Raw genomic sequence first — 25,054 nt, 5'->3', positions numbered from 1 at the left:
TGCTAAAGTAAAGTATAAACGTATTCTATTTAAAGGTCAAATATGATATATTAACTTTATCGCGCTAAATTGATTACTGTTCGCTCGCATACTGCTCGCTCCAGTAATGCATTCGCACATTCATTAAAATTCGCTTCGCGAGGAATGTGCTTACTCTTGAATCATATTCTCACGAAATGCGCAGTATATGCGCATTTCTGATTGAACAGTAATTATGAGCCATCTAAAATTCTGTAGGAGGTTTTTTACCATGGATCAAAAAAACAATGGGCAGCTCATGCTGGGCAACAAAGCTGTTGCTCGTGGTCTTTATGAGGCCGGAGTCTGCTTTATTTCCAGCTATCCCGGAACTCCCAGTACGGAAGTAACCGAAGAAGCTGCCAAATATGATGAAATATATTGCGAATGGGCTCCAAACGAGAAGGTTGCTATGGAATCTGCTTTTGGTGCATCACTCGCCGGTCGCAGATCGTTTTGTGCTCAGAAACACGTTGGACTTAATGTAGCTGCTGACCCTCTTTATACAATGTCTTATACCGGAGTTAACGCCGGTCTTGTTATAGTTGTTGCCGATGATGCAGGAATGCATTCTTCCCAGAACGAGCAAGATTCACGTCATCACGCTATCGCTGCTAAGGTTCCCATGCTCGAGCCTTCGGATTCTAAGGAAGCTCTTGAATACACAAAGCTTGCTTACGAGATTTCTGAGAAATTCGACACACCCGTGCTTCTTAAGATGTGCACAAGAGTAGCTCACTCTCAGTCAATTGTTGAGACAGGCGAGCGTGTTGTTCCCGATAAGCCGTATGAAAAAAATATCGCTAAGTACGTTATGATGCCGGGCAATGCCAAAAAGCGTCACCCCATCGTTGAGCAGCGTACTCAGGATCTTATCAAATTTGCCGAAGAAAATCCCATCAACAGAGTTGAAATGGGCGGCACAGAGATCGGTATCATCACATGCTCAACTTCTTATCAGTATGTAAAAGAAGTATTCGGTGACTCCGTAAGCGTTCTCAAGCTTGGAATGACCAATCCTCTTCCATGCGATCTTATAAAGAGCTTTGCGGCAAAGGTTGATAAACTCTTTGTTGTCGAAGAACTTGACCCCATCATCGAAAATCACGTTAAGGCTCTTGGAATAGAAGTTACAGGAAAAGAGCTTCTTCCCATTATTGATGAATTTTCTCAGAATCTTCTCGCAAAAGCTTTCGGAAAAGATGTAAATGAAGGCTTTGCCATCGATGAGCAGATTCCCGCAAGACCACCCGTTATGTGTGCAGGTTGCCCTCACAGAGGACTCTTTTACACTCTTAAAAAGAATAACTGCACGGTTCTTGGTGATATCGGATGCTATACACTCGGTGCCGTTCCGCCCCTTGGTGCAATCGAGATGACACTTTGCATGGGTGCTTCAATCGGTGCCGTTCACGGATTTAATAAAGTTCGCGGCGCTGAGAGCGAGAAAAAGACTGTTGCCGTAATCGGTGATTCAACATTCATGCACTCAGGTATGACAGGACTTGCAAACGTTGCTTACAACCAGTCAAACTCAACTATCGTCATCGTTGATAACTCAATCACAGGAATGACAGGTCACCAGCAGAATCCCACAACAGGTTACAACATCAAGGGAGACCCGGCAGGAAAGATCGACCTCGAAGCACTTTGCAAAGCTATGGGCTTTGAGCGCGTAAGAGTCGTAGACCCTTATAACTTAAAGCAGTGCGACGAAGTCCTCAAGGAAGAGCTTAACGTAGAAGCTCCTTCTGTAATCATCTCAAGAAGACCTTGCGCACTTCTTAAATATGTAAAGCATAACGCACCTCTTAAGGTTAACACCGATAAGTGCGTAGGCTGTAAATCATGTATGAAGATCGGATGTCCTGCCATCTCAATGAAGAACGGCAAGGCAACTATTGATAACACATTATGTGTAGGCTGCAATGTATGTTCACAGATGTGCCCTGTTGGTGCATTTGAAAGCACAGCAGAAAGTGAGGCATGATAATGGAAACTAAGAATATTATGATTGTCGGAGTAGGCGGACAGGGATCACTTCTTGCCAGCAAATTATTGGGACACCTCCTCCTTTCACAGGGCTATGATGTAAAAGTGTCCGAAGTACACGGAATGTCTCAGAGAGGCGGTAGCGTTGTTACTTACGTAAGATACGGTGATAAGGTTTACTCTCCCGTTATCGATAAGGGCGAAGCTGATTACATTGTTTCTTTCGAGATTCTCGAAGCTGCAAGATGGCTTCCTTTCCTAAAAAAAGACGGACAGATTGTTACGAATACACAGCAGATCGATCCCATGCCTGTAATTACAGGTGCTGCCGAGTATCCCGAAGATCTTGTTTCCAAGTTAAAAGAAACAGGTGCTAAAGTTGATGCTCTTGATTGCCTCTCACTCGCTGAGAAGGCAGGATCTGCAAAAGCCGTTAACATCGTTCTTCTCGGAAGACTCTCACACTACTTTGATCTTCCCGAAGAAGCATGGATGAAGTCACTTGAAGCAAATGTGCCTCCTAAGTTCCTTGAAATGAACAAGAAGGCATTTGAGCTTGGAAAAAACATGAAGTGATATTGCTATCATAAGCTTTTTATCACCTATCTACAAACACACGGAGGAATTATACATGGAGCGATATTATCAAAAGGACATTGAGTGTGCGCCCTATGAGGAAATTCGCAAGATTCAATCAGAAAAACTAGTTAAGCAAGTAAAACACGTATGGGACAATGTTCCTTACTACCGTAAAAAAATGGAAGAAAAAGGTGTTACACCTGATGATATCAAGTCGGTTGACGACCTCCATAAACTTCCTTTTTTATCCAAAAAAGATTTAAGAGACGCTTATCCTTACGGACTTCTCGGAAAACCGTTAAAGGAATGTGTTCGTATCCACTCCACATCCGGAACAACCGGAAAAAGAGTTGTTGCCTACTACACGCAGCATGACATCGACCTCTGGGAAGATTGCTGTGCACGTGCCATCATGGCTGCCGGCGGAACAAATGAGGACGTCGTTCATGTTGCATACGGCTACGGTCTCTTCACAGGTGGAGCCGGAATTCACGGCGGTTCACACAAAGTAGGATCTCTTACTGTTCCCATCAGCTCAGGAAATACAGACAGACAGATCATGTTCATCAACGATCTTGGTGCCACTATCCTCTGCTGTACTCCCAGCTATGCTGCTTACCTCGGTGAGCGTTTCAAAGAGATGGGCTACGGCCCCGATGATATTCCGCTTAAAGCCGGTATCTTCGGAGCAGAAGCCTGGAGTGAAGAAATGCGTGCAGATATCGAGAAGACTCTCGGAATCAAAGCATATGACATCTACGGACTTACAGAGCTCTCAGGTCCCGGTGTTGCATTTGAATGTTCTGCACAGAACGGAATGCACATCAACGAGGATCACTTCATAGCCGAGATCATCGATCCCGACACAGAAGAAGTTCTTCCCGAAGGTTCACAGGGTGAGCTGGTATTCACGGCCGTAGATAAAGAAGCTTTCCCGATGATCCGTTATCGTACAAGAGATATCTGCAAACTCACAAGAGAAAAATGCTCTTGCGGAAGAACTCATGTCCGCATGGCTAAGCCTATGGGACGTTCAGATGACATGCTTATCATCCGCGGCGTAAATGTATTCCCGAGCCAGATTGAAACTGTTCTTATGAACAACGGCTATGCAGCAAACTACCAGATTGTCGTAGACAGAGTAAACAACACAGATACTCTCGACGTTCAGGTTGAAATGACTCCCGAAATGTTCACGGATAACGTCGGTGAAGTTGAAGAACGTCAGAAAAAACTTGTTGAAGGCCTTAAGTCCATGCTTGGAATCAAGGCTAAGGTTTCTCTCCTTGCTCCCAAGTCTATTGCAAGAAGCGAAGGAAAAGCTGTTCGTGTAATCGACAAGAGAAAAATCTAATCGTATAATGAAAATATAAGATGAAAAGGGGGATACAGCTATGAGCGTAATGCAGATTTCAGTATTTCTTGAGAATAAACCCGGTACCTTGAAGAAAATGACAAGTGTACTTGCAGCGAACAAGATTGACATGCGCGCTACTTCTCTTGCCGAAACCAAAGACTTCGGTATTGCAAGACTTGTAGTTGACGATGCTCTCGCAGCTGTTAACACTCTTAAAGAAAATAATTTTGTAGCAAGCCTCACTCCGGTTCTTGCCATCGAGATTCCGGATGAAATGGGCGGACTCGATAACCTGCTCACCGTTTTCGATGAAGCAAAAGTCAATATCGAGTACATGTACGCTTTCTCCGGCGGTTCAAACAAAGATCACGCTTACATGATCTTCAGAGTTTCAGATACAAAGAACGCCGAAGCAAGACTTGCCGCAAACAAATCTCTCAAGATGCTAACTCAGGAAGATCTTGCACAGATTTGATGTAAAAAATAAAGCTGTGAACCGATGACTTTCATTAGTTCACAGCTTTTATTTTATCTCTTTATCCAAATATATCTGACAAGTTTATGCTCACCATTGTCATAAGTATCTTTACTTTCCAAAGTGCATTTTTCAAGCTCTGTAAAATCATCATCAGTAAGTAAATCTCTGACCGAAATATTCGGATTATTTCCGGGGATTTCGCGAAAGCCGTTAACCCAGAGAACACCATTTTCTTTAAGATGATTTTTCAGCTCAGGAAACAAGCTCTTATCAAGTCTAAAATGATTTATGATGATCAGATCATATTCATCAAACTTAGCAAATGCAGCTTTATCAGAAAGGTCTACCTGTGTTGTTCTAATGCTTTGTCCTTCTGTCTTTGCAAAATGCTTAAGTCTATCCAAAGCAACTTTACTAAAATCAATCGCATCAACGACATATCCCTGCTTACTTAAAAATATTGAATTCCTCCCGTCTCCACAAGCAACATCCAGAACATTCCCTTTTACAGGAAAGTAATTCATATCTTCTTCCAACTTGACATCATGCATCATTAGTTTTGCACCACGTGCATCAAATCTGTTATCCCACCAGCCGGCATTTCCCATATATATCATCTAAACATTTACTCCTTCAACTTATAATCGATAAGCATACATCCCTCAAAAAAGGAAAAAACTCTACGGAACTAATTGTACATCAACCGTTCCGTAGAGTCATATTTTTATGCTACATTCTGTTCATTTCCCTGCTCAGATTCAGGCTTATCTTTTTTTTCCTTATAGATTGGCGCAAAAATAAAGACAATGAGTACGCTTGCTCCCAATATAATGAATGGTAAATCCGAAGCCAAAACTGTCTGATTCTGAAACAAATCTGTATCCCCATTAGCAAATAACAAGGCAAAATTATTATTGATATAATGCATCCATGTTACTACCCATATGTTTTTGGTTTTCATGTATGCATATCCAAAAAATATAGCCAAGGCAATACAGTTAATAATCTGATTTACAAAATACATTGGTCCGGAATTAACCGCATAATACATAAAATCCAATCCAATATGCCAAATTCCCCATACAACCCCCAAAATCAAAACACCGCGTCGTAACCCAAACTTTTTTTGCAGAATTGGCTGTAAATAATATCTCCATCCATATTCTTCTCCCAAAAACAATGTAAATGACAAAGGAAAAGTAATAAGAATTGAAAAAGCTATATATGCACTCTGAGGCGAAAATAACACTTTTGCCATTTCACCTACAGCATTTGTTCCATCATTTACAAAGACCTGCTTCAAAGCAGTCCAAATAAAAAGTCTTACAAAATATAAAACAATGAAAACAGCAACTAAAAGTATGCTTTTACCAACCGCATTCCTACTAAGTCCGACATTTTTTCTCTTTTCCTTGCCACATACCCAGAAAAGGACGTAACATACAACACTTGCTATAACAATCACAGTCTGAGCGTATGATGACCAGTTTGTACCCTCTCCTGTCACGGTCTGAATCTTTTTCTGCGTTGTAAATATAGAAGCTAAACTCATAACCAACAAAACTACCATGGTAATAATCATCACAAAAAATCCTGCTTTCGGAACCTTTTTTTCCTTATCTCCAAACAATAAAGTTCCAATTATAACTCCGCATGCAGGAAAAAGCATATGTGCAAGCGGAAAGACTGAAAGATCTTTTCCGGCTTTTAAGCCGATATACATAAAGATACACATTAGAGCTACAGCACCGTACGCAACGGCAATAAAGGTTATAAATCGTTTCTTGTTAGTACTTTCCATTTCAAGTCTCCTTTTTATTTTATTTTTGTACTACATAACAAGCTTCTTTATTACCCTTTCCTTATTGTTACAATTTCCCCATATAACTTTAAATCAAATACAAATCAGTAAATTCCGTCGCCAACTTCTTCGCCACGTTCAGGCACCTCAAGCGAGAAAATTCTAAACTTAAATAACATTGGATATACAGCAAGCGAAACAAAAATAGCGATCATATATCTTCCGCTTCTTACAAGATGAGCAACCATAGTTCCCGAATTTAGGAACTCCTTGCCAAAAGGAATTTTAAAAATCTCATCAAGTGCAAAAAATACTACCGCACCGCCAACAAGTCTTAAAATGCTTGAAACAGGATTTCTTGTAGATTCAAAATTTACGAATTTCTTCTCAAAAGGTATTGAAAGCCATAGACCAAAAAGTATACCATATGCACTAAAAAAATCGCTTGTCTTGCAATAAAAAACTCCTATAGTCCCGATTACTGCAACCATCGCAAATATGACATTTTGATTCTTTATCTTTTTATACAAAAAAGAAATAACAAAAACCATAGCTAAACCAAGTGTCCATCCGCAGAGCACGTCTGTAGGATAATGACATCCGACTACAACTCTCGAAAAACCTACAAGCAGCATCAATATAATTGATAACACCAATTTGAGCCTGTTCTTATTTTTTCCAAAAATAACAATTCCGGGATAGACTGTTGCCGCATTGGTCGAATGTCCGCTTGGAAATGAATACCCTTGCGCATCCACATCCATAAGATCCGCATCAGGCTCTACGGGACGCAGGCATTTTATGCTGCTATGCTCCATATAGGGACGAATCCTGAAAACAATGTTTTTTATCATAGGAAATAAAATTAGTGAAGAACATACAAGTAATCCTATTTTTCGTCCAAATTCTTTATCATGGCACCAATAAACAAAGCCCATGACCGCAACAAGCGCAAACTCCTCTCCAAAAGCAGAAAACTGCGAAATAAGCAAAATAAGCGGTCCCGGAATATTGGCCTGTAGCCACTCCATCAATTGCACTTCCCAACTCATATTATGTCTCCTCCATGTTGTAATTTATGTATTTAGTCAAAAGTCAAAGGCATGACATTAGAACCGTCCCAATGTCATTTATACCCTTTTCTTTCATATCGATAAACTGATACTTGATGCCGCGCTCTTTGAAGAAGCGTTCCGCCTTCTTAGTATCATTGCATTTCTTCGTACCAAAAATCTGTATGTTCATTTTTTTCCTTTCCTGCCTCGCATATATTTCTATACACGAGACAGGAATATAATAGCAATAAAATCTCAGATCATCAATTCCAGTGAATTGTATAATTTCCACCTTCTGAAGGAACCGTGTAGCTGTGATTGTTGCCGGATTCCCAAGTCACATTTCCGCTTTCATCCTTCATTATGGCCTTAAATTCGATATTTTTACCGATAGGAAGCTTTACAGAAAATGTCCACTTCGGATAATCGGGGCATGATGCCGGTCCGGCTGCAAGAGCAGGATCCCAATTTCCAAGTGCTTCGCAGTCTCCTGAAAGATATACACTCTGTCCCCAGTATGTTGTCGCATTCTTCATTTTGTAAATATCGCCGCCCGCCTCTGTGAGGAATCTGTTCCTGTCATGGTTATCGATAAATGTAACCATCTGATTGACATGGTCACCATACATACCGTCCTGATTGAATATAGTCTTTAATGAGATCTCATCAGTGTTATCAAAGTTACGGCCATGTGCAAAATCATTTACGATTGCCTGAAACAGCGGGAAGTCAAGCATTCCGCTCACTCCGTTATCGCCAACCCACTTGCTGACAAAATCAACATCCATGTCAAAATTCTCACCGAATGTAGGTACTCCTATATACTCCTCAAGTTCATGTATTGTCTTCGGAGACATGCACTTTGCGGCATCAACGCGTGCTCCGTCGGCACCTGTATAATCAATCCAAAACCCACGATCGTAGATATCAACGTCTACGACATGGGCCTGCAGGCTGCTGACATGATAATCAGAAAAATAGACAATCCGGCGCTGATGAGACAAAGCTATACCACGCTACCGGTGGTTATTGAATAGCCGTTATTTCCCTGCGGTTAAAAAAATTTCCCGATAATTAACACCTGTTCAATAGTATTTTCTGCGGCGTTCCGATATCATAATCTCAGAACCGGTTACAATAGATTATTGGAGGGCACGAAGATGGATATAGGAAATACTATTAGAAAATATCGAAAAGAACTTGGATTTACGCAGGAAGAAATGGCAACGCGTCTCGGTGTTACTACACCCGCAGTCAACAAATGGGAAAACGGGAATACTCTTCCCGACATAAGCCTGCTTGCCCCGATTGCAAGGCTTCTTAGAATAACCACAGATGAACTCCTTGCGTATAAAGATGAACTGACGGATGACGAGATTAGTTTTTTTGTAAAAGATCTGAGTATGAAGATTTACGGCAACGCGCCTTTTGAAGACATGTTCAATCTTGCAAAAGAAAAAGTCGAGCAATATCCGAACTGTGAAAATCTCAAGTGGAAAGTAGCGATAACGCTCAATTCAGCTCTTATAATGAAGAGCATTCTCAATGAGGATAAGTATTGTGACACAATAGCTCTGTGGTATTCGCAGTTAATCAACGCCAAAGATCCGAAAATAAGAAAGACTGCGGCAGAATCTCTTTTCCACCTTAAAATGAGCAAAAAAGAATATGAGAAAGCACATGAATATCTTAAATACTTCTCTGACGAGAATCCCGATAAGAAGCTTTTCACCGCAAATATTCTCGCCAAAACAGGTAAGGATACCGAAGCTTATAGGACTTATGAGTCGTTGATGTTCGAGCAACTGAGCAGGCTACGGATGATCGTGGATGCTCTGCACGTATTCTGTCTGGAAAAAAATGATATGAAACTTGCGAAGCGTACTTCAGAGCTTAACTGTAACCTTGCGAAATGCTTTGACCTCGGTCCTTATCAGGAAAATGCATTCAAATTGCAGCTTGCCACTCATGAAAAAGATGTTGATGCAACCGCGAAGATAATGAAAAAACTCATTGATAACACCGATACTATCCTTGATTATGCAAAGTCGGATTTCTTTTCACATGTTGAAACAGGAAATGTAAGCGACGAATTCTATGAAAATTTCAAAGCGAAACTTATAAAAAGATTTGTTGAAGACGAATGTTTTGATTACATGCATGATAATGACTATTGGAAGTCTTTGGCATAATTTTGGCAGAACAGAGAAGCGCATCTCTGTTCTGCTTTTTTAACACTAGCATGTATTTACTTAGTTGTATCTTTAATTCCAAGAAAGACAGCTTAGTAATCCAGATAGCCTCTGTGGCCTCCCCTACGTGGCTCAGATTCAATTGCAAACTTTATACCCGTAAAATCTTTATCATATTCGTTTATTTCTACGGGTACAAATCGATTTCTGGATTCCATGCCCGTAAAGCCGTTCCTACATTCACTTATTTCTACGGGTACAAATCAATTTCCCAGATTTAATGTACGTAAAAAATCAGACACCACTCCCAAATAGGAATGATGTCTGAGAATTATAATTTATTTTTTGTAACCCGTATATTGAACGGCAATTCTGTTCTCAGGGTGGACATCGGTTGAATACAGGACGATAAGGAATATCCATTCCAGTGGTTTCATTAAAAAGTAGACAATATCCGCTGACCACTTATGTCTGATAAGTTTGGCGACAGGGAAGCCGTATTTGTCATAGAAACCACGTATCAGCCTATGCGCACGGGGCGTTTTTTCTTGCAGGACTTCCTCGAAGGCGTTGGCAATGCAGAGCTGTCTATTTACGATAACTTCGTGTCCATGCCGTATTCCTTTTCGGATTGGCTTAACTATTTTTCTATGTCCTCCTGCGGCAACTGTACATAGATAATGCTCGTCAACATGCAGGTTGGGCGGGCTCTGCTTTGTTGATAATGCCCATTCACTTGTTTCTGTCCAGGCTTTTATGATAGAATCCGGCGCTTGTCCAAACAAAATGAGAATCATAATAAGTATTCCAAGAAGGGGGAACATTAATAAAAATGCCAGTACAGGCCATAGATCTGCCTTTCTCAATATTTTGTCAGCGACACGTAATATTTTGTTTTCCAGTATCTTGTCATTTGTTGTATTCTGTTCTTTCCACTCATGGATTTTTCTCAGTATGGTTCTTGCAGTGATGATGCCGCAACATACAGGCAAAACAATAACAGAATAATCCAGAGGATCGTTATCTATTTTAGCTCCGACTATCTGTATCGTATAAACAATTAACTGGATCATTCCCAGATACATAGCAGAAATCGAATGCACAACTACTAACGGTGGCATTTTTGTCAGCTCTTTACGCTGAAGCAGAACGTATCCTGCAAAAGCGATTATAAAGATAACTACAACCGTGAAAAGCGAATCTGTATAGATTGGCGCATGTCTTTCTGCATTTACAAGCTGTACATTCCAGTCTTCCCATGTAATCCATTTATACACCCCATATAGGCGAGCATATATAGCTCCGAAAATGAACACCAGTGCATCAATAGCCCAACTTTCATCGAATGGATTCTTTTTTAGCTCACGTATAAATAAAGCTATTTCCCATATTGTAAGAAATATTGGTATGGATAAAAGTAAAATCATAATAAACCTCAACCACTGTACGCGGTTATCTCAAAACATCCACAACTTCCCCAATGTACATATCATGCTCCGCATCCCCGTCATAGAAGCGCTTTGAAATGTCCTGATGCATGTTCTTTGGATCAAGTCTCTGGCAAAAGAGCTTTTTGCAGACCAGAGTTACCTCTGCCTCCTCAAAAGTCATTGAGCCATTAACTTCTTTGGCAGTCAGCCCCGATGAATGCATCTTATCGATTTCTTTTCCTGATTTTGTTCCAAGTACTACAAGTGTATCCTTATACTTCTCAGGGTAGAAGCTGATCGTGAAATATTCGTTATTATCCATGAAATCATGAGTGTAACGGGGTGTCCTTACATAAACTGTAGCAACCGGCTTATTCCATAATGTTCCAAGACCGCCCCAACTAATCGTCATTGTGTTAAAATTGTCCTTTTCCCCCGCTGTAAGAAGTGCCCACTTCTTATCAAACTGACTGAAAATATCTGTTGTAAATTCCATAAACTCTCTCCTTTTGTATGCTTTCACATTAATCCAAAAGCAATCTTTCCACTGCTTCCACTGCTTTAACATAACGCTCCTGATATGTTCCGTTTATAACTATAAAATTCTTGCCGTGAGATGTGATCAGGTCTTTTATCTTATTGCTGTAGGTCTCCCTGTCATCGCGGATGACTTCGCTTCGATCACCGTCTTGAACGAAAGCAACATCCGGCTCCAGGAACAGGATAAGATCATATTCATTGACAGCATCTATCGCATCTGAAAGTGCTTTGTTCCTGTCTATTTCCGGATCGTTCAGAAAACTCATATAAAACTGTGTTACCAGTGTGTCCGTATCTATAAACAAAACTTTATTGCTGTTATTTATGGCGTTGATCTCATTCAACTTATGCTGCAATAAGATCTCCGTGAAATCCTCCGAGAGCATTAACATGTCGGTTCCGCTTCGCTCTGAGATTTCTCTTCCGGCTTCGTCAATATAGTTTGTATTGAATCTGTTTGCCAGGTTAATGGTAAGCGTTGATTTTCCGGTGCTCTCCCCGCCCATGAGGAGAACTTTTTTTACAAAATAAGGCTTTGCAACATTCGGGATCCAATCCCATCGCTTATACGGATTCTTCCTAATCTCTGTAGAACTTATATCATTCCGCGGGAAAAAATAGATCTCGCTTTCCGGATAGCACTTGTTCCAGAAGCTGTTTTCATCATAATCGTCTCCGCAAAAAACGATATCTATCGGCTTTCCGATCTGCTCCTTAACCTTCTTTGCATCGCTGTCCCAGTACTCTTCTGTATAATCAGCTTTTGTGGCAGCATCATCAAACAAAGTTATTATCTTTACATTTCCGATATGTTTTGTGAGCTGATAAAGCCATCTGTAGCGGACTCTGTAATTTATTTCGCCTCTGTTATTTCCTACGCTCAGAACTATATATAATTCACGACACATGTTTGCAGCCTGTATAATGCAATCCACATGCCCCAAATGAAGCGGATTAAAGCTGCCACCGTACATACCAACGTTATACTGCATTCTTTTTTGCCTCCTTATACCAGCGAATAAACATGATAAAAGCGTTTATAAGATATATGCTCCACATGGCAAGAGTAGAAATAGATTCTCCTCCCTTCATAAAATCCACTGCCCACATAAACACGGTAACAATATCAACGACGATCCACAGAACCCACTGTTCCGTTAATCGTTTAATGGAAAGAACCTGTGCAACAACCGAAACAACCGTGCTCATGCTGTCAACATACGGCAAATTTCCACCCATTCTTTTCAATATAGAACCATATATCACGATTGATACCGCAGTTATCGCATAGACAACAATACTCTTTGATAAGCTCAGGCGCTCCTTAATAACTTCGCCCGTCTCATCATTCATATACTTTTTCCATGCAATAAAGCCCACAAAATTCATCGGGAGGTAATAAATAAGATTCAGCATTACTTCCCCATAGTATTTTGCCCACAAAGCGACTATCGCGTACAAAATCGTATTTACAAGTCCAAAGATAAAAGAAGACCTTTTTCCTTTTCCTGTCAGAATAACACAGCAAACGCCTGTGACAGCGGCCCAGAGGCTGACCGGAGAATCCTTCCAGTAAATTGACAATCCCAGGATTACCGCAGTCGCAAAAACAAGCCAAATAACATCAAACGGCTTCCATCCGCTAAGTTCGCTTTTTACAAATTTTTTTATGGCATCCATTTTTTATTTCTCCTTAATCCCTCAAAAAAAGTGTCTTTTCACTAGAGTATATCACATAAAAATATACTCTACGCCGATGCGACTATTGCATATTTTTCCCACCTTGCTATTATTTTTTTATGAACACGAGAAATCTAAAATGTTTTCAAATCATATATGAAGAGCGCAACCTGCAGGTAGCTGCAAATAAACTTTTTCTGTCACCGCAAGGACTAAGTAAGATCATAAAGAACCTTGAAGAGGAATGTGGCACTCAACTTTTTTTAAGAACTAAAGACGGCTTTGTACCTACGGAGAGCGGAAAGATTTTTTATGAAAAATCCAAGACTATAATTAAAAGCATGAATGAAATGTTCTCGGAGATAAGAGCTGTGAATGACAGGGAGAAGCGCTTCAGGATTGGATTTGCGGCCGGGACACTGCGAGCTGTAGATATTCCTTCGGTGCATTCTTTTATGAAATCGAATCCGGAAATTGTTGCAAGCTGGGATGAACAGGAAAACAAAACTGTCCTGAAGCGTGTGCTGAACGATGAGATAAACTGCGGTCTCGTTGTAGGAAAGCCGCAGGTTCCGGGGCTTTTGTCGGAACTCATCAAATCTGTAGATATCGTCCTGTATGTCCACAAAGACCACAGACTCAGAAGCAAACAGCAGATCAGTATTACGGAGATCAAAGATGAACCTCTTATCTCCATGAACGAGAAATACCACATTTATCACGATTTCATAAACGCCTGCCACATGAATGATTTCAATCCCGAGATTGTTGCAAAGGTTGGCGAAGGGGATTCTATTTACCGTCTTGTAAAAAATGGGATCGGAATCGGCATTGCTCCAAGGTTTTTCAAAGATGATACCGACGTTAAAGCGATTCCTATAACTGATACCTATACTTGGGATGTGTATGGGATTTATCTGGAAAATTCACCTGATGCGGAACTGGCGAAGAGGTTTTTGGAGCAGTGTTCAGATAAGCTTCACTGAGCTTGTTAACTGCTCTACACAAAAACGACGAATGATTTATAAAATGAGCCATTCGTCGTTTATATTTATAATATTGATTTTTCTTTTTATCAGATATGATTTGCTACTTCAAATGCATCCCAGATACCGTACATAATGTTGGATACCTGTCTTGCATCTCCGAGAAGATAGATCTCATCCACATCGTTCTTGTACTGATTATAGAGAGTATTTTCGCTCGAATATCCAACGCATAAAACAACGCTGTCTGCGGCAAGTTCCTTAGTGCTGTCTGCAACTTCAGCTTTAAGAACGCCGTTCTTATACTCTGTAACCTTCGCTCCTGTTACAACTTCAATTCCGTTGAAAGGAATAAGCTTCTCAAGCATTTCCTTATTTGCTGAGCATAGAGGTCCGTTTACTGCCAAAATCTTATCAAGAGCTTCAACAATAGTAACCTTCTTACCCTTCATGGCAAGGTCAAGCGCGAGCTCACATCCGACAAGTCCGCCACCAACTACTGCTACGTTATCACCTGTTTCCTTCCGGCCAAGAAGTACCTGCTCTGCAGAATATACCTTCTCGTCATCTCCAAGTGAGAACATCTTCGGGCGAGAACCTGTAGCAATAATAACAGCATCGAACTGCTCGTCGAGAATTTCTTTTTCAGTAGCCTTGGTATTAAGGTGAACCTCAACTCTGAGACGGGTCATTTCATCTTCATACCACTTTGCAAGAGCTATATCGTCTTCCTTAAATGAAGGTGCGCCTCCGGGAATAAGATTTCCGCCAAGTCTGCCTGTAGCCTCATAAAGAACAGGCTCGTGACCTCTCTCTGCAAGTACACGTGCAGCCTCAAGGCCGGCAACACCACCACCTACTACGAGCACTTTTTTCTTTTTAACAATAGGATTGTACCTGTTTAATCTCTCTTTACCTGCCTGAGGGTTAACGGCACAGTTTATAAGCGAATAGCTCTGAATACGACCCATACAGCCTTCCTGACAGCTGATGCAAGGACGGATCTGACTCAAATTGTTTCTGCGAATCTTGTTTACGATATCAGGATCTGCAAGAGTCGGGCGTCCGAGAGATATCATGTCGCAAATATTGCTTTCAAGACACTCAAGAGCTGTGTCGGGATTATCTACACGTCCTGCCATGATAACAGGGATATTTACATTTTCTTTTGTAATTCTTGCAAACTCTTTGTAAGGTGCCTTCTCCATGTACATCGGGGGATGATTCCACCACCATGCATCATATGTTCCGGCATCAACATCAAGAGCATCATAGCCGTATTTCTCGAGAAGCTTTGCAGCCTCGATACCTTCTTCGATATCACGTCCCTTCTCCTCGAATTCTTCTCCGGGAAGTGCTCCTTCACGGAAATCTTTAACCATGCTCTTTAATGAGAATCTTAACGCAACGGGGAAATCCCATCCGCAAGTCTTAGCGATCTCTTCACGGATTTCTTTTGCAAATCTGAGTCTGTTTTCAAGTGATCCGCCATATTCATCTGTACGCTGGTTGAAGAAAGAAATAGCGAACTGATCGATAAGATATCCTTCGTGAACGGCGTGAATCTCAACACCGTCAAATCCCGCACGCTTAGCATTATATGCGCCTTTTCCGAAACTCTCTACGATTCCGTGAATCTCTTCAACAGTAAGAGGACGGCAAGTCTTATCAAGCCATCTGTGAGGAATTGGTGATGCAGATACAGGCGGAAATTCACCTAAGTTTGTAGGAATTGTAACTCGTCCGAATCCACCGCTCATCTGTAAAAAGATCTTTGATCCGTAAGCATGAACACGCTCTGTCATCTCACGGCTGGTTCTTACGAACTGAACCGGATTGTATGTTGAATTGGGTGTGTTGGGGAAAGAAGGTTTTTCCACCTCTGTATCCGAAAAAGTTACACCCGTAATAATAAGACCGATACCACCCTGAGCACGTCTGGTGTAGTAGTCGATACCTCTGTCATTCCATCCGCCTTCGCAGTCTCCGAGACCAAGCGGTCCCATGGGAGCCATGGCATAGCGGTTTTTGATTTCCAGTTTGCCGATTTTGATCGGCTCAAAAAGCCCTTTGTATTTCATTGAAACCTCCTTATTATCCGGCATATTTTTTAGTTCTGCCATATGCCGATAACCATCGTTTAAAAAAATTTGCCATAGAAATATTTTAAAATACGGGCTTTTTGATAACCATCAACAAATAGTTGTTGTGTAGCAACGTTTTATTTATGAAGAAAATAGAATCATATAAAATTTGAAAAACTAGCGGGTAAATATTTTTGTCTTTCTTTTTCAATTACTTTAGTAATCCATTCCTTGTCCATTATGTTATCGAAAGCGCCTGCAACTACGGACTCATCAGCATAGTTATCAAATTCTGTCTGTTTCTCATCAAGGATCAGCATCATCTCATCATCTATAGTATCAGGGCATAACAGCCTGTATACAAGCACGTTTCTGACCTGTCCCATTCTGTACACTCTTGAAAGGGCCTGGCTTTCCAAAGACGGTTTAATCTGTGGTTCGCAAAACACCACTATACTGGCAGCCTGAATATTTAATCCGACGCCCCCTGCAATTATCTGGCTAACAAGAGCGCTTCCTCCGGGAGCCTCGCCCAGCTTATCCACAAGAAACTGCCTTGTACTCATCTTAGTGTCTCCGCTGATCACACCTATGCATCTTCTTCCAAGAAGATCACTGACTTTAGATATTGTTTCTCTAAAGAAAGAATATATGATAACCTTTCTTCCTTCACTTTCTGCCTGATCAAGAAGTTCCAGAAGTCGCATGCACTTTGATGATGTAGTCATGTCATCCTGAAGAAAAGAAACCCTTCTCATATCGGAGAATCTTCCACTTACAATCGCATCTTTATAGGTGTCTTTATCTGTATCTGTAAGGCTGCACCACTCCTGTTCCTGTGCGATTTCCGGAAGTTCCTTGAGAACCTGCTGCCTTGTTCTTCTGATATATACCGGTGCCAAGCTTTCTTTAAACTGCGGCAAGTGACTGATATTTGCCAGTGCCTTTACCTGTTCTGTCATATCGGGCCGAACAAAATCAATCAGGTTGCACATCTCGTCAACGCTGTTTTCAAGCGGCGTTCCTGTCATCAAAAGAATTCTCTCCGACTCGTTATCAAGCCTTCTGATGTACATAGTTCTTTTGGCATCCGGATTCTTCATGTAATGCGCTTCATCTATAACCAACATAGAAAGAGACATGTGATTATCTATGCGATCTACAATCTTTCCCATGGACTCGTAGTTGGTTATTGCAGCACCGCCATTATCCTGCCATCTTTCAAAAGAATCTTCAAGTGTCTGACCATGTATAATAAAAGCCTCTATCCTGCTAAATTTCTTTAGTTCCCTTGCCCAGTTTATAAGCACGCTGGCAGGACAAACGATCAGAAAATAACATTTCTTTTGCTGCGTCACCTGTATATGAGCCATTGCAGCAATGGCCTGGATTGTCTTTCCAAGTCCCATCTCATCGCCAAGAAGAACCTTCTTCTGATGTAAAATATATTTTGCTCCAAATATCTGATAAGCCCTAAGCGATCCACTAAATCCATCCAAATTAAGAGCTGTTTTATTTATCTCTTCTGCAAGCTGCGCCGGAATACTGTCATATACAAAAGGCTTGTTGCCGGTCATATTGCCAAGGCTCTCCAGCAGCACATAGAATTCAGCGCTATTCCTGTTAAAAGCCTCCATGGCCGCAACCTTAGTTGTATGAGATGCTTCCTGATACTGATTAATGGCATGAAGCATATTATCAAAGAAAGAGCTACTCACAAACTCATATATGTCTTCAGCCATAGTCACGGTATTCTGCTTAGAAACACCTGAGGAAAAGATCCAGTGGAACCCGTTTCTTATCATCCCGCTGTTCTTTATCCTCTGAGCATAATCATCAAGATTTGATGAACCTTCCGAAACATCTCTTCTTACTTTTTCGCTATTAAGATAATTAGCAAGTTCTGTAATAAGCTCAGCATTGTCGTCTGCATTTTCAGACTTATCATCCGGATCAAGACGGATTGTCACTCTTGACGCCAAACTATTGGCAAATTCAGTAACGACATTTCTTATAGCCTCTGTCTGCTTTTCTCCTATGCCGTCAAGAGACTGTATTTCATAGTCAGTAGCTTTTGCCAGCTGTCCCAGACTCGTATAACCTGCATCCACAAGTGCCTGAACACGAATGCCTGCTCTTGCTTTTTTTAGCTCATCCACAGGAATGTTAAAAAGCTCCTTCCGAGCCTCAATTCCTGCGATCTTATTGCAAATCTGCTTGATATTACTTTCCTGCAGCGTCCGGTCATTATAGATATTTTTAAATGCCGCATTTGCATCATCAATTGCGTTTATTAACTTCTTTAAATCTTTGAAATTTGGTTTGTCCATAAGTATCGCCTAGTGGTATGAATCTTCTGCTTATAATCCATCAAAAATTCCCTATATATGTATAAATAGCGTGATTAAGATATCCATTCCATATCCTATCACGCCAAAATGTGACACTAATTATTCGCCCCAATATTCTTCTGTTTCTTGAGAAGTCGTTTTTATTCCAAACAATTTCCACATATAATCTTCACGTTCATCATAAATATTCACAATATATATCTGATTATCATCAATCCTGTAGAAAATATAATTCTTTGCAACATAAATAAAATAGTAATCAGTATCGATTCCAAACATATTTTTGACAGATATTCCTATATTTTCATTTTCCTTGACTTCATGGATTCTGCCATTTATTTTTGCGAATACTTCTTTCCTTTTTGCTTCTCCAAAATACGAGTCAATGTACTTCCGCATTTCTATAATCTTTTCTTTATAATCCTGAGAATAACGTAATGCCTTCAATCGTCAAGTCCCATCACTTTCTGCATTTCTTCATCACTAACCCAACCTTCTCGATTCGAACGCATTTCAGCCTTCTTAAGATTACCTAATACATTATGAAGAGTCCTTAAGCGATCAAGTTCATCTGCTTCCTCCACAGTCATTATTGCATAAGCACCTCTACCATTTCTGGTAAGGTATACTCTACTACTTGAATCAACTTCTTTAAGTACATCTGTATAATTTCTAAGATCGGAAATAGGCATAATAGCTGGCATGTTAAATAACCTCCTATCTACTACAATATATATAACTCTAACTTTTAGTATAAAACTCTTCCAGAAAAATCACAAGTTAATTCACCCGTAAATAAACACTGCTAATTTACAGCATATAACTTTTTATCCCTCTATGACCTACGCATCTTCAAGCTCTTCTTGTTTTCATACATTCTTTTGTCTGCAATTTCAAATACTGCAGCCACACAATCTTGTTGGTCATATTTTGCCATACCACAGGCAACGACTACTCCGCCGTTTATAAGAGCATCCTTGTTATGCCGTGCAATTACATCTACAAGTTCCTCACTACGAGCATAGTCCTCATCCTGCGAAATAACCACAAATTCATCGCCGCCTATTCTGTAAACAGGGCTGCGCTTAAAAATATTGCAGATTATGTCACACGCATCACATATATATTTATCACCGGCTTCATGCCCTTCAGTATCATTAATTTTCTTAAGATCATTTACATCCAAAACCACAATAGCGAACTCAGGCTGACGCTGCTCCTGAATTCTCTGATTCATGATACTCTCTCTTACCTTATATGCATTCTTGTTCTTGATGCCTGTAAGCGAATCAATCTCAGCCATATTCTGCACAAGCGCAAGCTTCTCCGTATATTCACGTTTAATGCGCATAGCATCAGTCACATCCTGACACAGACCTAACAAGCATTCCCTTCCGGTATCATCTGTAAATTTAAGCTTTGTTGTCTGAAACTGTCTCGGATTGCCGGCCGCATCAGGCACGTCCTCATAGAAAATATACGGTCCATCCATCGCAAGAGCTTTCTTATCATCCTCTATAAAATGAATATCAGTCTCTTCGTCAAAAATCTCTAAATCAGTCAGCCCTACAACACCTTCCGGAGTTTCTTTATTTGCATACTCGGTAAAGGCTTGATTACAAGCAAGATATTTCCCTGTGTCTACATCTTTTGAAAATGTCATGGCCGGCATATTGGTCAAAAGATCTGAAAGCGATTTCTTAAGGCTCATTATCTTTCGGCTTGCATCAGCCTCTTTCCTAAGACGCTCATTCTCCTGCTGAAGCCTCGCATATTCTGCTGAAATATCCTCATTTTCATTTATACTTTCTCCAACAAAAGCTCCCTGATCCGTGTACCAGACAAAAGCAAGTCTTGTGCCGTCTTCTTTGTAAATGTGCCTGCCATATGAATGGACTACCCTGTATTCTCCATCCTTTTTTTGCCTGTAGATCACATCAAATACGCCGCCTTCTGCCAAAAAGCAATTTACAGCCTCAACTATAGAAGACAGATCATCAGGATGTACATTACGATATATGTCGTCATTTACAAAATTATAGATTTCTTTTTTATCCACATCCTCATATCCTGAAAGCTCCAAAAAGCCTTCAGACATGACTATTGTAACCACTTTCCCATCAATACACTGGTAAATTGCAAAGGGAATCGGGCTACTTTCCAATAGATTTAGTTCTTCATCACTATACCTGTATTTTTCCAAGAGAGCCACCTTCTGTATAAGACAACAAAGAAACTGTTTTCCATAATATATTTTATCATGTAATTGCCAGTCTCCATCATTATTGCGATTATTTTATGAATTATTAACAAATTTACATTTACCGGTTATCACATTGATGATATAGTCTAATAAGAGATAACGATATTGTGATAACATTATTCAAAAGAAAGGACGTTCTTATGGAGAAAAAAAGCGGTTCTTTGATGTTACCTATCGTCGGATCTATCATCCTTGCAGTAGTGATCACTGCTTTTTCCATCGCCGGTTTTAATATGTACAGCACCATCAAGACCAATGCTTCCCAGGCACAGGCCTACGAGAACAGGCTTAGGGAAGATATTATGTCTGAGCTAAAAAATGAAACTCAGGAAGCCATGAGCATTTGTCAGGTTATGTATGACAGATCTCAAGCCGGTACAATGTCTCTGGAAGAAGCTAAATTAGAAGCTGCCAATATCATCAGAGAGCTAAAGTATAATGATGGATCAGGCTACTTTTGGGTTGATACTTCTGAAGGCATTAACGTGGTTCTTTTAGGCCGAGATACTGAAGGACAGTCAAGATGGGACAGCGTTGACCCTAACGGGACGTACTTTATCCAGGAAATGATAAAAAATGGTATGCAGTCCGGAGGCGGTTACACAAATCTTATGTTTGCTAAGCCCAATGAAACCGAGCCTCTTCCCAAGATCAACTATACAGCATATTTCGAGCCTTTTGACTGGGTTATGGGCACCGGCGTATGGGTTGATTATATCGATACGCTTAAGAGCGAATATACAACGGAATCCGGCAAAGCACTTGCAGCCACCATCAGAAACAGCATTATTACCATGATAATTCTTTTGCTCATCGGAATTGCCATCGCTGCTTATATGGGAAAAAGAATTACCACTCCCATTAAACTTGCTACAAGCCAGATGGTCAGAATGTCCAATAATGATTTTTCTGATAATAAAGAAATGAATAGCGTCCGAGCGCTTCCTGCCAGAGAGAACAATGAAATCGGACAGATTGCAAAGGCACTTGACCTTATGCACAACAACATAAGAGAACTTATGCTAAAAATCTCTGACACAACATCTTACGTAGCATCAGCATCTGAAGAGCTTTCATCAAGCGCTTCGCAATCCGCGAAAGCCAGTGAAATGGTTGCTACCTCCTGCACTTCAGTTGCCGAGTCATGTTCCGGACAGATAACCTCTGTAGCGGAAGCAAGTAACGAAACACAGGCATTTGTAAATAACATGCAGGAATTCCAGGATGCGATCAACAAGACCACTGAAATGATAAAAACCACTAATGAAGCTGCTACCAAGGGTGCTTCTGACATGACCAATGCTACAAATATGATGAGTTCAATCAAAAATTCCGTGGAAAGCACTGCCTCTGTAGTAGAAGCCTTAGGCGATCAGCTCAAGAATATCGACACTTTTGTTGATACCATAGCAGAAATAGCAAGCCAGACCAATCTTCTTTCCCTCAATGCCAGCATAGAAGCTGCAAGAGCCGGAGAAATGGGTAAAGGTTTCGCGGTTGTTGCCAGCGAGATCAGCAAGCTTGCCGACCAGTCCAATGAAGCTGCTTCAAAGATCACGGAACTGATTGATGAAATAATGCACAACTCCGACGAAGCTGTTTCTTCAATGCGTCAGGGTGCTCAGGACGTTGTATCCGGAACAGAAACCGTCAACGACGCAGGAAATACCTTCAACAATATCGTAGATATGGTATACTCAATCTCCGAGCAATCAGAAAGAATGAGTGAAATTGTCAACCAGCTTTCTGAAGGCACCGACACCATTGCAAGTAACATCAGCAAGATAGAGGATATGAGCGCCAGCGTTGCAGATGAAACCCAGAACGTTTCCGCCGCTTCACAGGAACAAACCGCTTCTTCGCATGAAGTTGCAGAAGCTTCCGATAAACTTGCCAGCAATGCACAAGACCTGCAGGAGTTCGTTTCCAAATTCTCACTTTAATAAACAAAAAACCGGATGCTTTCCTATATTTGACAGGACGCATCCGTTTTTTTATTCTATTATTCTACGTAGTAAACATAGTTTTCTTTTCTGGGAGCAGCATCCTTAGCAGGCTCAGCAGCATAGCCAAGTGCACAATGACCGATTCCTTCGAAGTTGCCTTCAACTCCTAATTTCTTAAGGAGGTCTTTTCCAAACTCAGAATCAAACTCTTCTTTTGCTCTGTGGATCCAGATGCTGGCAACACCGAGACTCTCTGCGGCATTCATAAGATTTCCCATTACAAGAGATCCATCATAAATATATGTTGGAATATCCGGATTAAAATTTCTACAGCTTCTCCTTGTTTCCAAAACTTTCAGTGTCCCGTTCATATTCTGCTTCCTCCGTTTCTTTACTCATCTATCTTGTTCTCTGTTTTGTAATATTAAATTGTATGCAATCTTTATTGCATTTATTTCAACTTAAAAATCAAGCCCCTAACTTCACAAAAAGTCAGAGGCGCTATTACACATCATTATACCCTGGTTTCTTAAGCAGCTTTGAAAATTCCAAAGCCTTTCCAACATCACCATCAACCTTAAGCTTGCCAATTGTAAATGCTGCAACAGGATCAAGTTTGCCGAAGATCAGCTTGTTAAAATCATCAGACTTGATAGTAATTGCGCAGTTTCTGTCGTGATAGTCATAGGGCTCCACGTTGATCTTGTGATCCTTGACCTCAACATAAAATACGTTAGGTTCAGTATCTGTAAGATTGACCTGCACCGCAAGAAAATCCACATTGCTGACATCAGCCTTCTCAGCCAGTTTTCTTACCTTAGATAACACTGTTTCAAACTTCATGGTCTTGGCCCTCCTCTTCCTATGGCTTAGGAAAATAGTTGTAATACTTTAGAATATAGTGATCATAAAGATGTGCAAAGAAAACTTCTCCTAGCTTTATTCCGTTTCTCTTTTGAATAGGATCATTTCTGGTCAAAAGTCAAAGCGTAATTTCCATAGTAGTCTTCTGCACCTTCATTCCAAGACTCTCATAGAAAGCTCTGGCGCTGTCATTGCCTTCCCAGACGTTAAGGGTAATATCCCTGCAGCCAAGTGCCTTTGCTTCCTTGCAGACATGCGCAAAAAGCTTCTTGCCAATGCCTTTACCTCTGCACGCAGAATCAACGCAAAGATCGTCGATATACATATATTTAAAAGAAACAACAAAAGGCTTATGCAAAGTCTCCTGCAGCATGCAAAACGCATAACCAAGGACTTTACCGCCATCATCCGCAACATATACTTTCACATCCTCAGCTTTAAGGATAGCCTCAAGCTCAGCTTCACTATACTTCGTATAACCGGATACAAAGTAATCCGGCTTTATCTTTGCATGAATCTCAAGCACCTCAGATAACAGCTCAAGAAGCTGCGGAATATCTTTATTCTGTGCATCTCTTATTATCATATTTCACCTCCCGAGTAGCTTACATGCGTTTCCGCCAAGAATCTTGGTAGCATCATTCTCATCAATCGGTAATCCCTTGATGAACTCAGCCGCCTCTTTCTGATCGGACCAAGGTGAATCACTTCCGAACAAAAGCCTGTCACTACCAAAAGCCTTTACAAGCTTCATAAATCCATCTGCATCAAGCATTCCTGTATTCTTATCATCCCAATATCCATCAGAAAGCGCTTGAATTCTCCCGGAGGAAAAAGATGTATCCAGAAAAGCCGTCGTATCCTCAAGATACAAAGGAACCTCATCCCAGTTCCTCCATCCGCCCATGTGTGCGAGAACAAACTTAAACTCACCGATCGCGTTAATTACATTTCTACACATCTTAGGTGAACATCTGACAACGCCCGGAAAACCGATATCAAGCCCTGCGTGGGTAATGACGATAAGGTCATTCTCGCAAGCCGCATAGATGATATCAAGAAAAGTCTTTGAATCAATATCCTCGTTCTGATAAACGGGATGAATCTTGATTCCCTTGATGCCGTTATTTTTGAGCCTTCTAAGCTCCTCTTTGAAACGTGAATATTCAGGATGAATACATCCAAAAGAACATAACCTGTCACCGTACTTCTCATTATTTCTAAGAGCCTTGTCATTGATACTCTCCACCTGAGAAGACGCCGTTGCAACAGGCAAAAGGACGGACATATCTATGCCGCCCTTATCCATTGAATCCAAAAGACCTGAAACCGTACCGTCAGTATGCGGAACGATATGCGCCTCTTTGCTGAGGCTGTCAACCGCCCTTGCAGCGATTGAATCAGGAAATATATGTGTATGAAAATCAATTATCATAAA

General features: G+C 40.8%; 23 protein-coding genes and 2 pseudogenes. 7 read left to right on the top strand and 18 right to left on the bottom strand.

Annotation, left to right across the window (positions count from 1 at the left end):
* Nucleotides 1-250 precede the first annotated feature (250 nt).
* From iorA to G628_RS0102355, 4 genes are read left to right on the top strand one after another with little or no spacing between them, the layout of a single operon-like run.
* A complete protein-coding gene (gene iorA / locus G628_RS0102370) occupies nt 251-2,008 on the top strand; it encodes an indolepyruvate ferredoxin oxidoreductase subunit alpha (protein WP_027208356.1) in 1,758 nt (585 codons plus the stop codon).
* 2 nt (nt 2,009-2,010) lie between these two features.
* Entirely contained in the window at nt 2,011-2,586 is a 576-nt protein-coding gene (locus G628_RS0102365; protein ID WP_027208355.1) for an indolepyruvate oxidoreductase subunit beta, read from the top strand.
* A gap of 55 nt (nt 2,587-2,641) precedes the next feature.
* Complete coding sequence (locus G628_RS0102360; RefSeq protein ID WP_026654908.1) at nt 2,642-3,943, top strand: phenylacetate--CoA ligase family protein; 1,302 nt, start codon at nt 2,642-2,644, stop codon at nt 3,941-3,943.
* 40 nt (nt 3,944-3,983) lie between these two features.
* A complete protein-coding gene (locus G628_RS0102355) occupies nt 3,984-4,421 on the top strand; it encodes an acetolactate synthase (RefSeq protein WP_027208354.1) in 438 nt (145 codons plus the stop codon).
* Nucleotides 4,422-4,474: 53 nt separating this feature from the next.
* Here G628_RS0102355 and G628_RS0102350 read toward each other — a convergent pair whose 3' ends face one another.
* The 5 genes and pseudogenes from G628_RS0102350 to G628_RS0102330 all read right to left on the bottom strand — a co-directional run bounded on the left by G628_RS0102350 (nt 4,475) and on the right by G628_RS0102330 (nt 8,284).
* Nucleotides 4,475-5,041: a class I SAM-dependent methyltransferase gene (locus tag G628_RS0102350; RefSeq protein WP_027208353.1), complete on the bottom strand. Its 567-nt coding sequence runs from the start codon at nt 5,039-5,041 to the stop codon at nt 4,475-4,477.
* Nucleotides 5,042-5,148: 107 nt separating this feature from the next.
* A complete protein-coding gene (locus tag G628_RS0102345; protein WP_196803689.1) occupies nt 5,149-6,054 on the bottom strand; it encodes a CPBP family intramembrane glutamic endopeptidase in 906 nt (301 codons plus the stop codon).
* A 275-nt stretch (nt 6,055-6,329) separates the two neighbouring features.
* On the bottom strand, nt 6,330-7,277 hold the full coding sequence (locus G628_RS0102340) for a phosphatase PAP2 family protein (RefSeq protein ID WP_081670523.1): 948 nt from the start codon (nt 7,275-7,277) through the stop codon (nt 6,330-6,332).
* Nucleotides 7,278-7,353: 76 nt separating this feature from the next.
* Nucleotides 7,354-7,470 (bottom strand): annotated as a pseudogene (locus tag G628_RS16165) (arsenate reductase family protein); the annotation flags it as partial.
* A 73-nt stretch (nt 7,471-7,543) separates the two neighbouring features.
* Entirely contained in the window at nt 7,544-8,284 is a 741-nt protein-coding gene (locus tag G628_RS0102330) for a carbohydrate-binding module family 20 domain-containing protein (protein ID WP_026654912.1), read from the bottom strand.
* Between the two features lie 156 nt (nt 8,285-8,440).
* On the opposite strand from G628_RS0102330, the gene G628_RS0102325 reads away from it, so the two are divergent.
* Complete coding sequence (locus G628_RS0102325) at nt 8,441-9,472, top strand: helix-turn-helix domain-containing protein (protein WP_027208350.1); 1,032 nt, start codon at nt 8,441-8,443, stop codon at nt 9,470-9,472.
* 338 nt (nt 9,473-9,810) lie between these two features.
* Here the strand turns inward: G628_RS0102325 and G628_RS0102320 are convergent, their stop codons facing one another.
* Genes G628_RS0102320 through pnuC form a run of 4 tightly spaced genes read right to left on the bottom strand, consistent with a single transcriptional unit; the run spans nt 9,811 to nt 13,122 of the window.
* A complete protein-coding gene (locus G628_RS0102320) occupies nt 9,811-10,899 on the bottom strand; it encodes a DUF6688 domain-containing protein (protein WP_034500514.1) in 1,089 nt (362 codons plus the stop codon).
* Nucleotides 10,900-10,924: 25 nt separating this feature from the next.
* The gene (locus tag G628_RS0102315; RefSeq protein WP_026654916.1) at nt 10,925-11,398 is read right to left on the bottom strand and encodes a flavin reductase; all 474 of its coding nucleotides are present in this window, start codon (nt 11,396-11,398) and stop codon (nt 10,925-10,927) included.
* 28 nt (nt 11,399-11,426) lie between these two features.
* Nucleotides 11,427-12,434 (bottom strand): AAA family ATPase, encoded by a 1,008-nt coding sequence (locus tag G628_RS0102310; RefSeq protein WP_034468334.1) that lies wholly within the window; start codon nt 12,432-12,434, stop codon nt 11,427-11,429.
* Complete coding sequence (gene pnuC, locus G628_RS0102305; RefSeq protein WP_034468332.1) at nt 12,424-13,122, bottom strand: nicotinamide riboside transporter PnuC; 699 nt, start codon at nt 13,120-13,122, stop codon at nt 12,424-12,426. Before pnuC ends, G628_RS0102310 begins: the two co-directional genes overlap by 11 nt.
* 119 nt (nt 13,123-13,241) lie before the next feature.
* On the opposite strand from pnuC, the gene G628_RS0102300 reads away from it, so the two are divergent.
* The gene (locus tag G628_RS0102300; protein ID WP_027208348.1) at nt 13,242-14,108 is read left to right on the top strand and encodes a LysR family transcriptional regulator; all 867 of its coding nucleotides are present in this window, start codon (nt 13,242-13,244) and stop codon (nt 14,106-14,108) included.
* Nucleotides 14,109-14,197: 89 nt separating this feature from the next.
* Here G628_RS0102300 and G628_RS0102295 read toward each other — a convergent pair whose 3' ends face one another.
* The 5 genes from G628_RS0102295 to G628_RS17885 form a co-directional block, all read right to left on the bottom strand.
* Nucleotides 14,198-16,189 (bottom strand): FAD-dependent oxidoreductase, encoded by a 1,992-nt coding sequence (locus G628_RS0102295; RefSeq protein ID WP_027208347.1) that lies wholly within the window; start codon nt 16,187-16,189, stop codon nt 14,198-14,200.
* A 161-nt stretch (nt 16,190-16,350) separates the two neighbouring features.
* Nucleotides 16,351-18,522, bottom strand: coding sequence for a DEAD/DEAH box helicase (locus G628_RS16160; protein ID WP_051198962.1), 2,172 nt, complete (start codon nt 18,520-18,522; stop codon nt 16,351-16,353).
* 120 nt (nt 18,523-18,642) lie between these two features.
* The gene (locus G628_RS16155; RefSeq protein ID WP_034461977.1) at nt 18,643-18,990 is read right to left on the bottom strand and encodes a type II toxin-antitoxin system RelE/ParE family toxin; all 348 of its coding nucleotides are present in this window, start codon (nt 18,988-18,990) and stop codon (nt 18,643-18,645) included.
* Entirely contained in the window at nt 18,987-19,247 is a 261-nt protein-coding gene (locus tag G628_RS0102280) for a prevent-host-death protein (RefSeq protein ID WP_027208346.1), read from the bottom strand. Before G628_RS0102280 ends, G628_RS16155 begins: the two co-directional genes overlap by 4 nt.
* A gap of 131 nt (nt 19,248-19,378) precedes the next feature.
* A complete protein-coding gene (locus tag G628_RS17885) occupies nt 19,379-20,746 on the bottom strand; it encodes a diguanylate cyclase domain-containing protein (protein ID WP_155833752.1) in 1,368 nt (455 codons plus the stop codon).
* Between the two features lie 200 nt (nt 20,747-20,946).
* Here G628_RS17885 and G628_RS0102270 point away from each other — a divergent pair, with 200 nt between their 5' ends.
* Nucleotides 20,947-22,749: a methyl-accepting chemotaxis protein gene (locus tag G628_RS0102270; RefSeq protein WP_027208344.1), complete on the top strand. Its 1,803-nt coding sequence runs from the start codon at nt 20,947-20,949 to the stop codon at nt 22,747-22,749.
* 59 nt (nt 22,750-22,808) lie between these two features.
* On the opposite strand, the pseudogene G628_RS0102265 reads toward G628_RS0102270, so the two are convergent.
* The 4 genes and pseudogenes from G628_RS0102265 to G628_RS0102250 all read right to left on the bottom strand — a co-directional run.
* Nucleotides 22,809-23,063: pseudogene (locus G628_RS0102265) on the bottom strand (diguanylate cyclase); the annotation flags it as partial.
* 193 nt (nt 23,064-23,256) lie between these two features.
* Entirely contained in the window at nt 23,257-23,595 is a 339-nt protein-coding gene (locus G628_RS0102260) for an SCP2 sterol-binding domain-containing protein (protein WP_027208342.1), read from the bottom strand.
* 139 nt (nt 23,596-23,734) lie between these two features.
* Nucleotides 23,735-24,202, bottom strand: coding sequence for a GNAT family N-acetyltransferase (locus tag G628_RS0102255; protein WP_027208341.1), 468 nt, complete (start codon nt 24,200-24,202; stop codon nt 23,735-23,737).
* Between the two features lie 3 nt (nt 24,203-24,205).
* Nucleotides 24,206-25,051, bottom strand: a complete 846-nt coding sequence (locus G628_RS0102250; protein ID WP_027208340.1) for an amidohydrolase family protein — start codon at nt 25,049-25,051, stop codon at nt 24,206-24,208.
* Nucleotides 25,052-25,054 lie beyond the last annotated feature (3 nt).

The sequence above is a fragment of the Butyrivibrio hungatei NK4A153 genome (genome assembly GCF_000424465.1).
Classification (GTDB): Bacteria; Bacillota; Clostridia; order Lachnospirales; family Lachnospiraceae; genus Butyrivibrio; species Butyrivibrio hungatei_A.
This window is presented reverse-complemented; position numbering and strand designations above follow the sequence as displayed.

Coding starts and splice junctions, on each gene's coding strand:
- G628_RS0102270 (WP_027208344.1), top strand. CDS start 20,947: ATGGAGAAAAAAAGCGGTTCTTTGATGTTACCTATCGTCGGATCTATC.
- G628_RS0102355 (WP_027208354.1), top strand. CDS start 3,984: ATGAGCGTAATGCAGATTTCAGTATTTCTTGAGAATAAACCCGGTACC.
- G628_RS0102250 (WP_027208340.1), bottom strand. CDS start 25,051: ATGATAATTGATTTTCATACACATATATTTCCTGATTCAATCGCTGCA.
- G628_RS0102365 (WP_027208355.1), top strand. CDS start 2,011: ATGGAAACTAAGAATATTATGATTGTCGGAGTAGGCGGACAGGGATCA.
- pnuC (WP_034468332.1), bottom strand. CDS start 13,122: ATGGATGCCATAAAAAAATTTGTAAAAAGCGAACTTAGCGGATGGAAG.
- G628_RS0102255 (WP_027208341.1), bottom strand. CDS start 24,202: ATGATAATAAGAGATGCACAGAATAAAGATATTCCGCAGCTTCTTGAG.
- iorA (WP_027208356.1), top strand. CDS start 251: ATGGATCAAAAAAACAATGGGCAGCTCATGCTGGGCAACAAAGCTGTT.
- G628_RS0102315 (WP_026654916.1), bottom strand. CDS start 11,398: ATGGAATTTACAACAGATATTTTCAGTCAGTTTGATAAGAAGTGGGCA.
- G628_RS0102320 (WP_034500514.1), bottom strand. CDS start 10,899: ATGATTTTACTTTTATCCATACCAATATTTCTTACAATATGGGAAATA.
- G628_RS16160 (WP_051198962.1), bottom strand. CDS start 18,522: ATGGACAAACCAAATTTCAAAGATTTAAAGAAGTTAATAAACGCAATT.
- G628_RS0102350 (WP_027208353.1), bottom strand. CDS start 5,041: ATGATATATATGGGAAATGCCGGCTGGTGGGATAACAGATTTGATGCA.
- G628_RS0102340 (WP_081670523.1), bottom strand. CDS start 7,277: ATGAGTTGGGAAGTGCAATTGATGGAGTGGCTACAGGCCAATATTCCG.
- G628_RS0102280 (WP_027208346.1), bottom strand. CDS start 19,247: ATGCCAGCTATTATGCCTATTTCCGATCTTAGAAATTATACAGATGTA.
- G628_RS0102310 (WP_034468334.1), bottom strand. CDS start 12,434: ATGCAGTATAACGTTGGTATGTACGGTGGCAGCTTTAATCCGCTTCAT.
- G628_RS0102295 (WP_027208347.1), bottom strand. CDS start 16,189: ATGAAATACAAAGGGCTTTTTGAGCCGATCAAAATCGGCAAACTGGAA.
- G628_RS0102300 (WP_027208348.1), top strand. CDS start 13,242: ATGAACACGAGAAATCTAAAATGTTTTCAAATCATATATGAAGAGCGC.
- G628_RS0102325 (WP_027208350.1), top strand. CDS start 8,441: ATGGATATAGGAAATACTATTAGAAAATATCGAAAAGAACTTGGATTT.
- G628_RS0102360 (WP_026654908.1), top strand. CDS start 2,642: ATGGAGCGATATTATCAAAAGGACATTGAGTGTGCGCCCTATGAGGAA.
- G628_RS0102260 (WP_027208342.1), bottom strand. CDS start 23,595: ATGAAGTTTGAAACAGTGTTATCTAAGGTAAGAAAACTGGCTGAGAAG.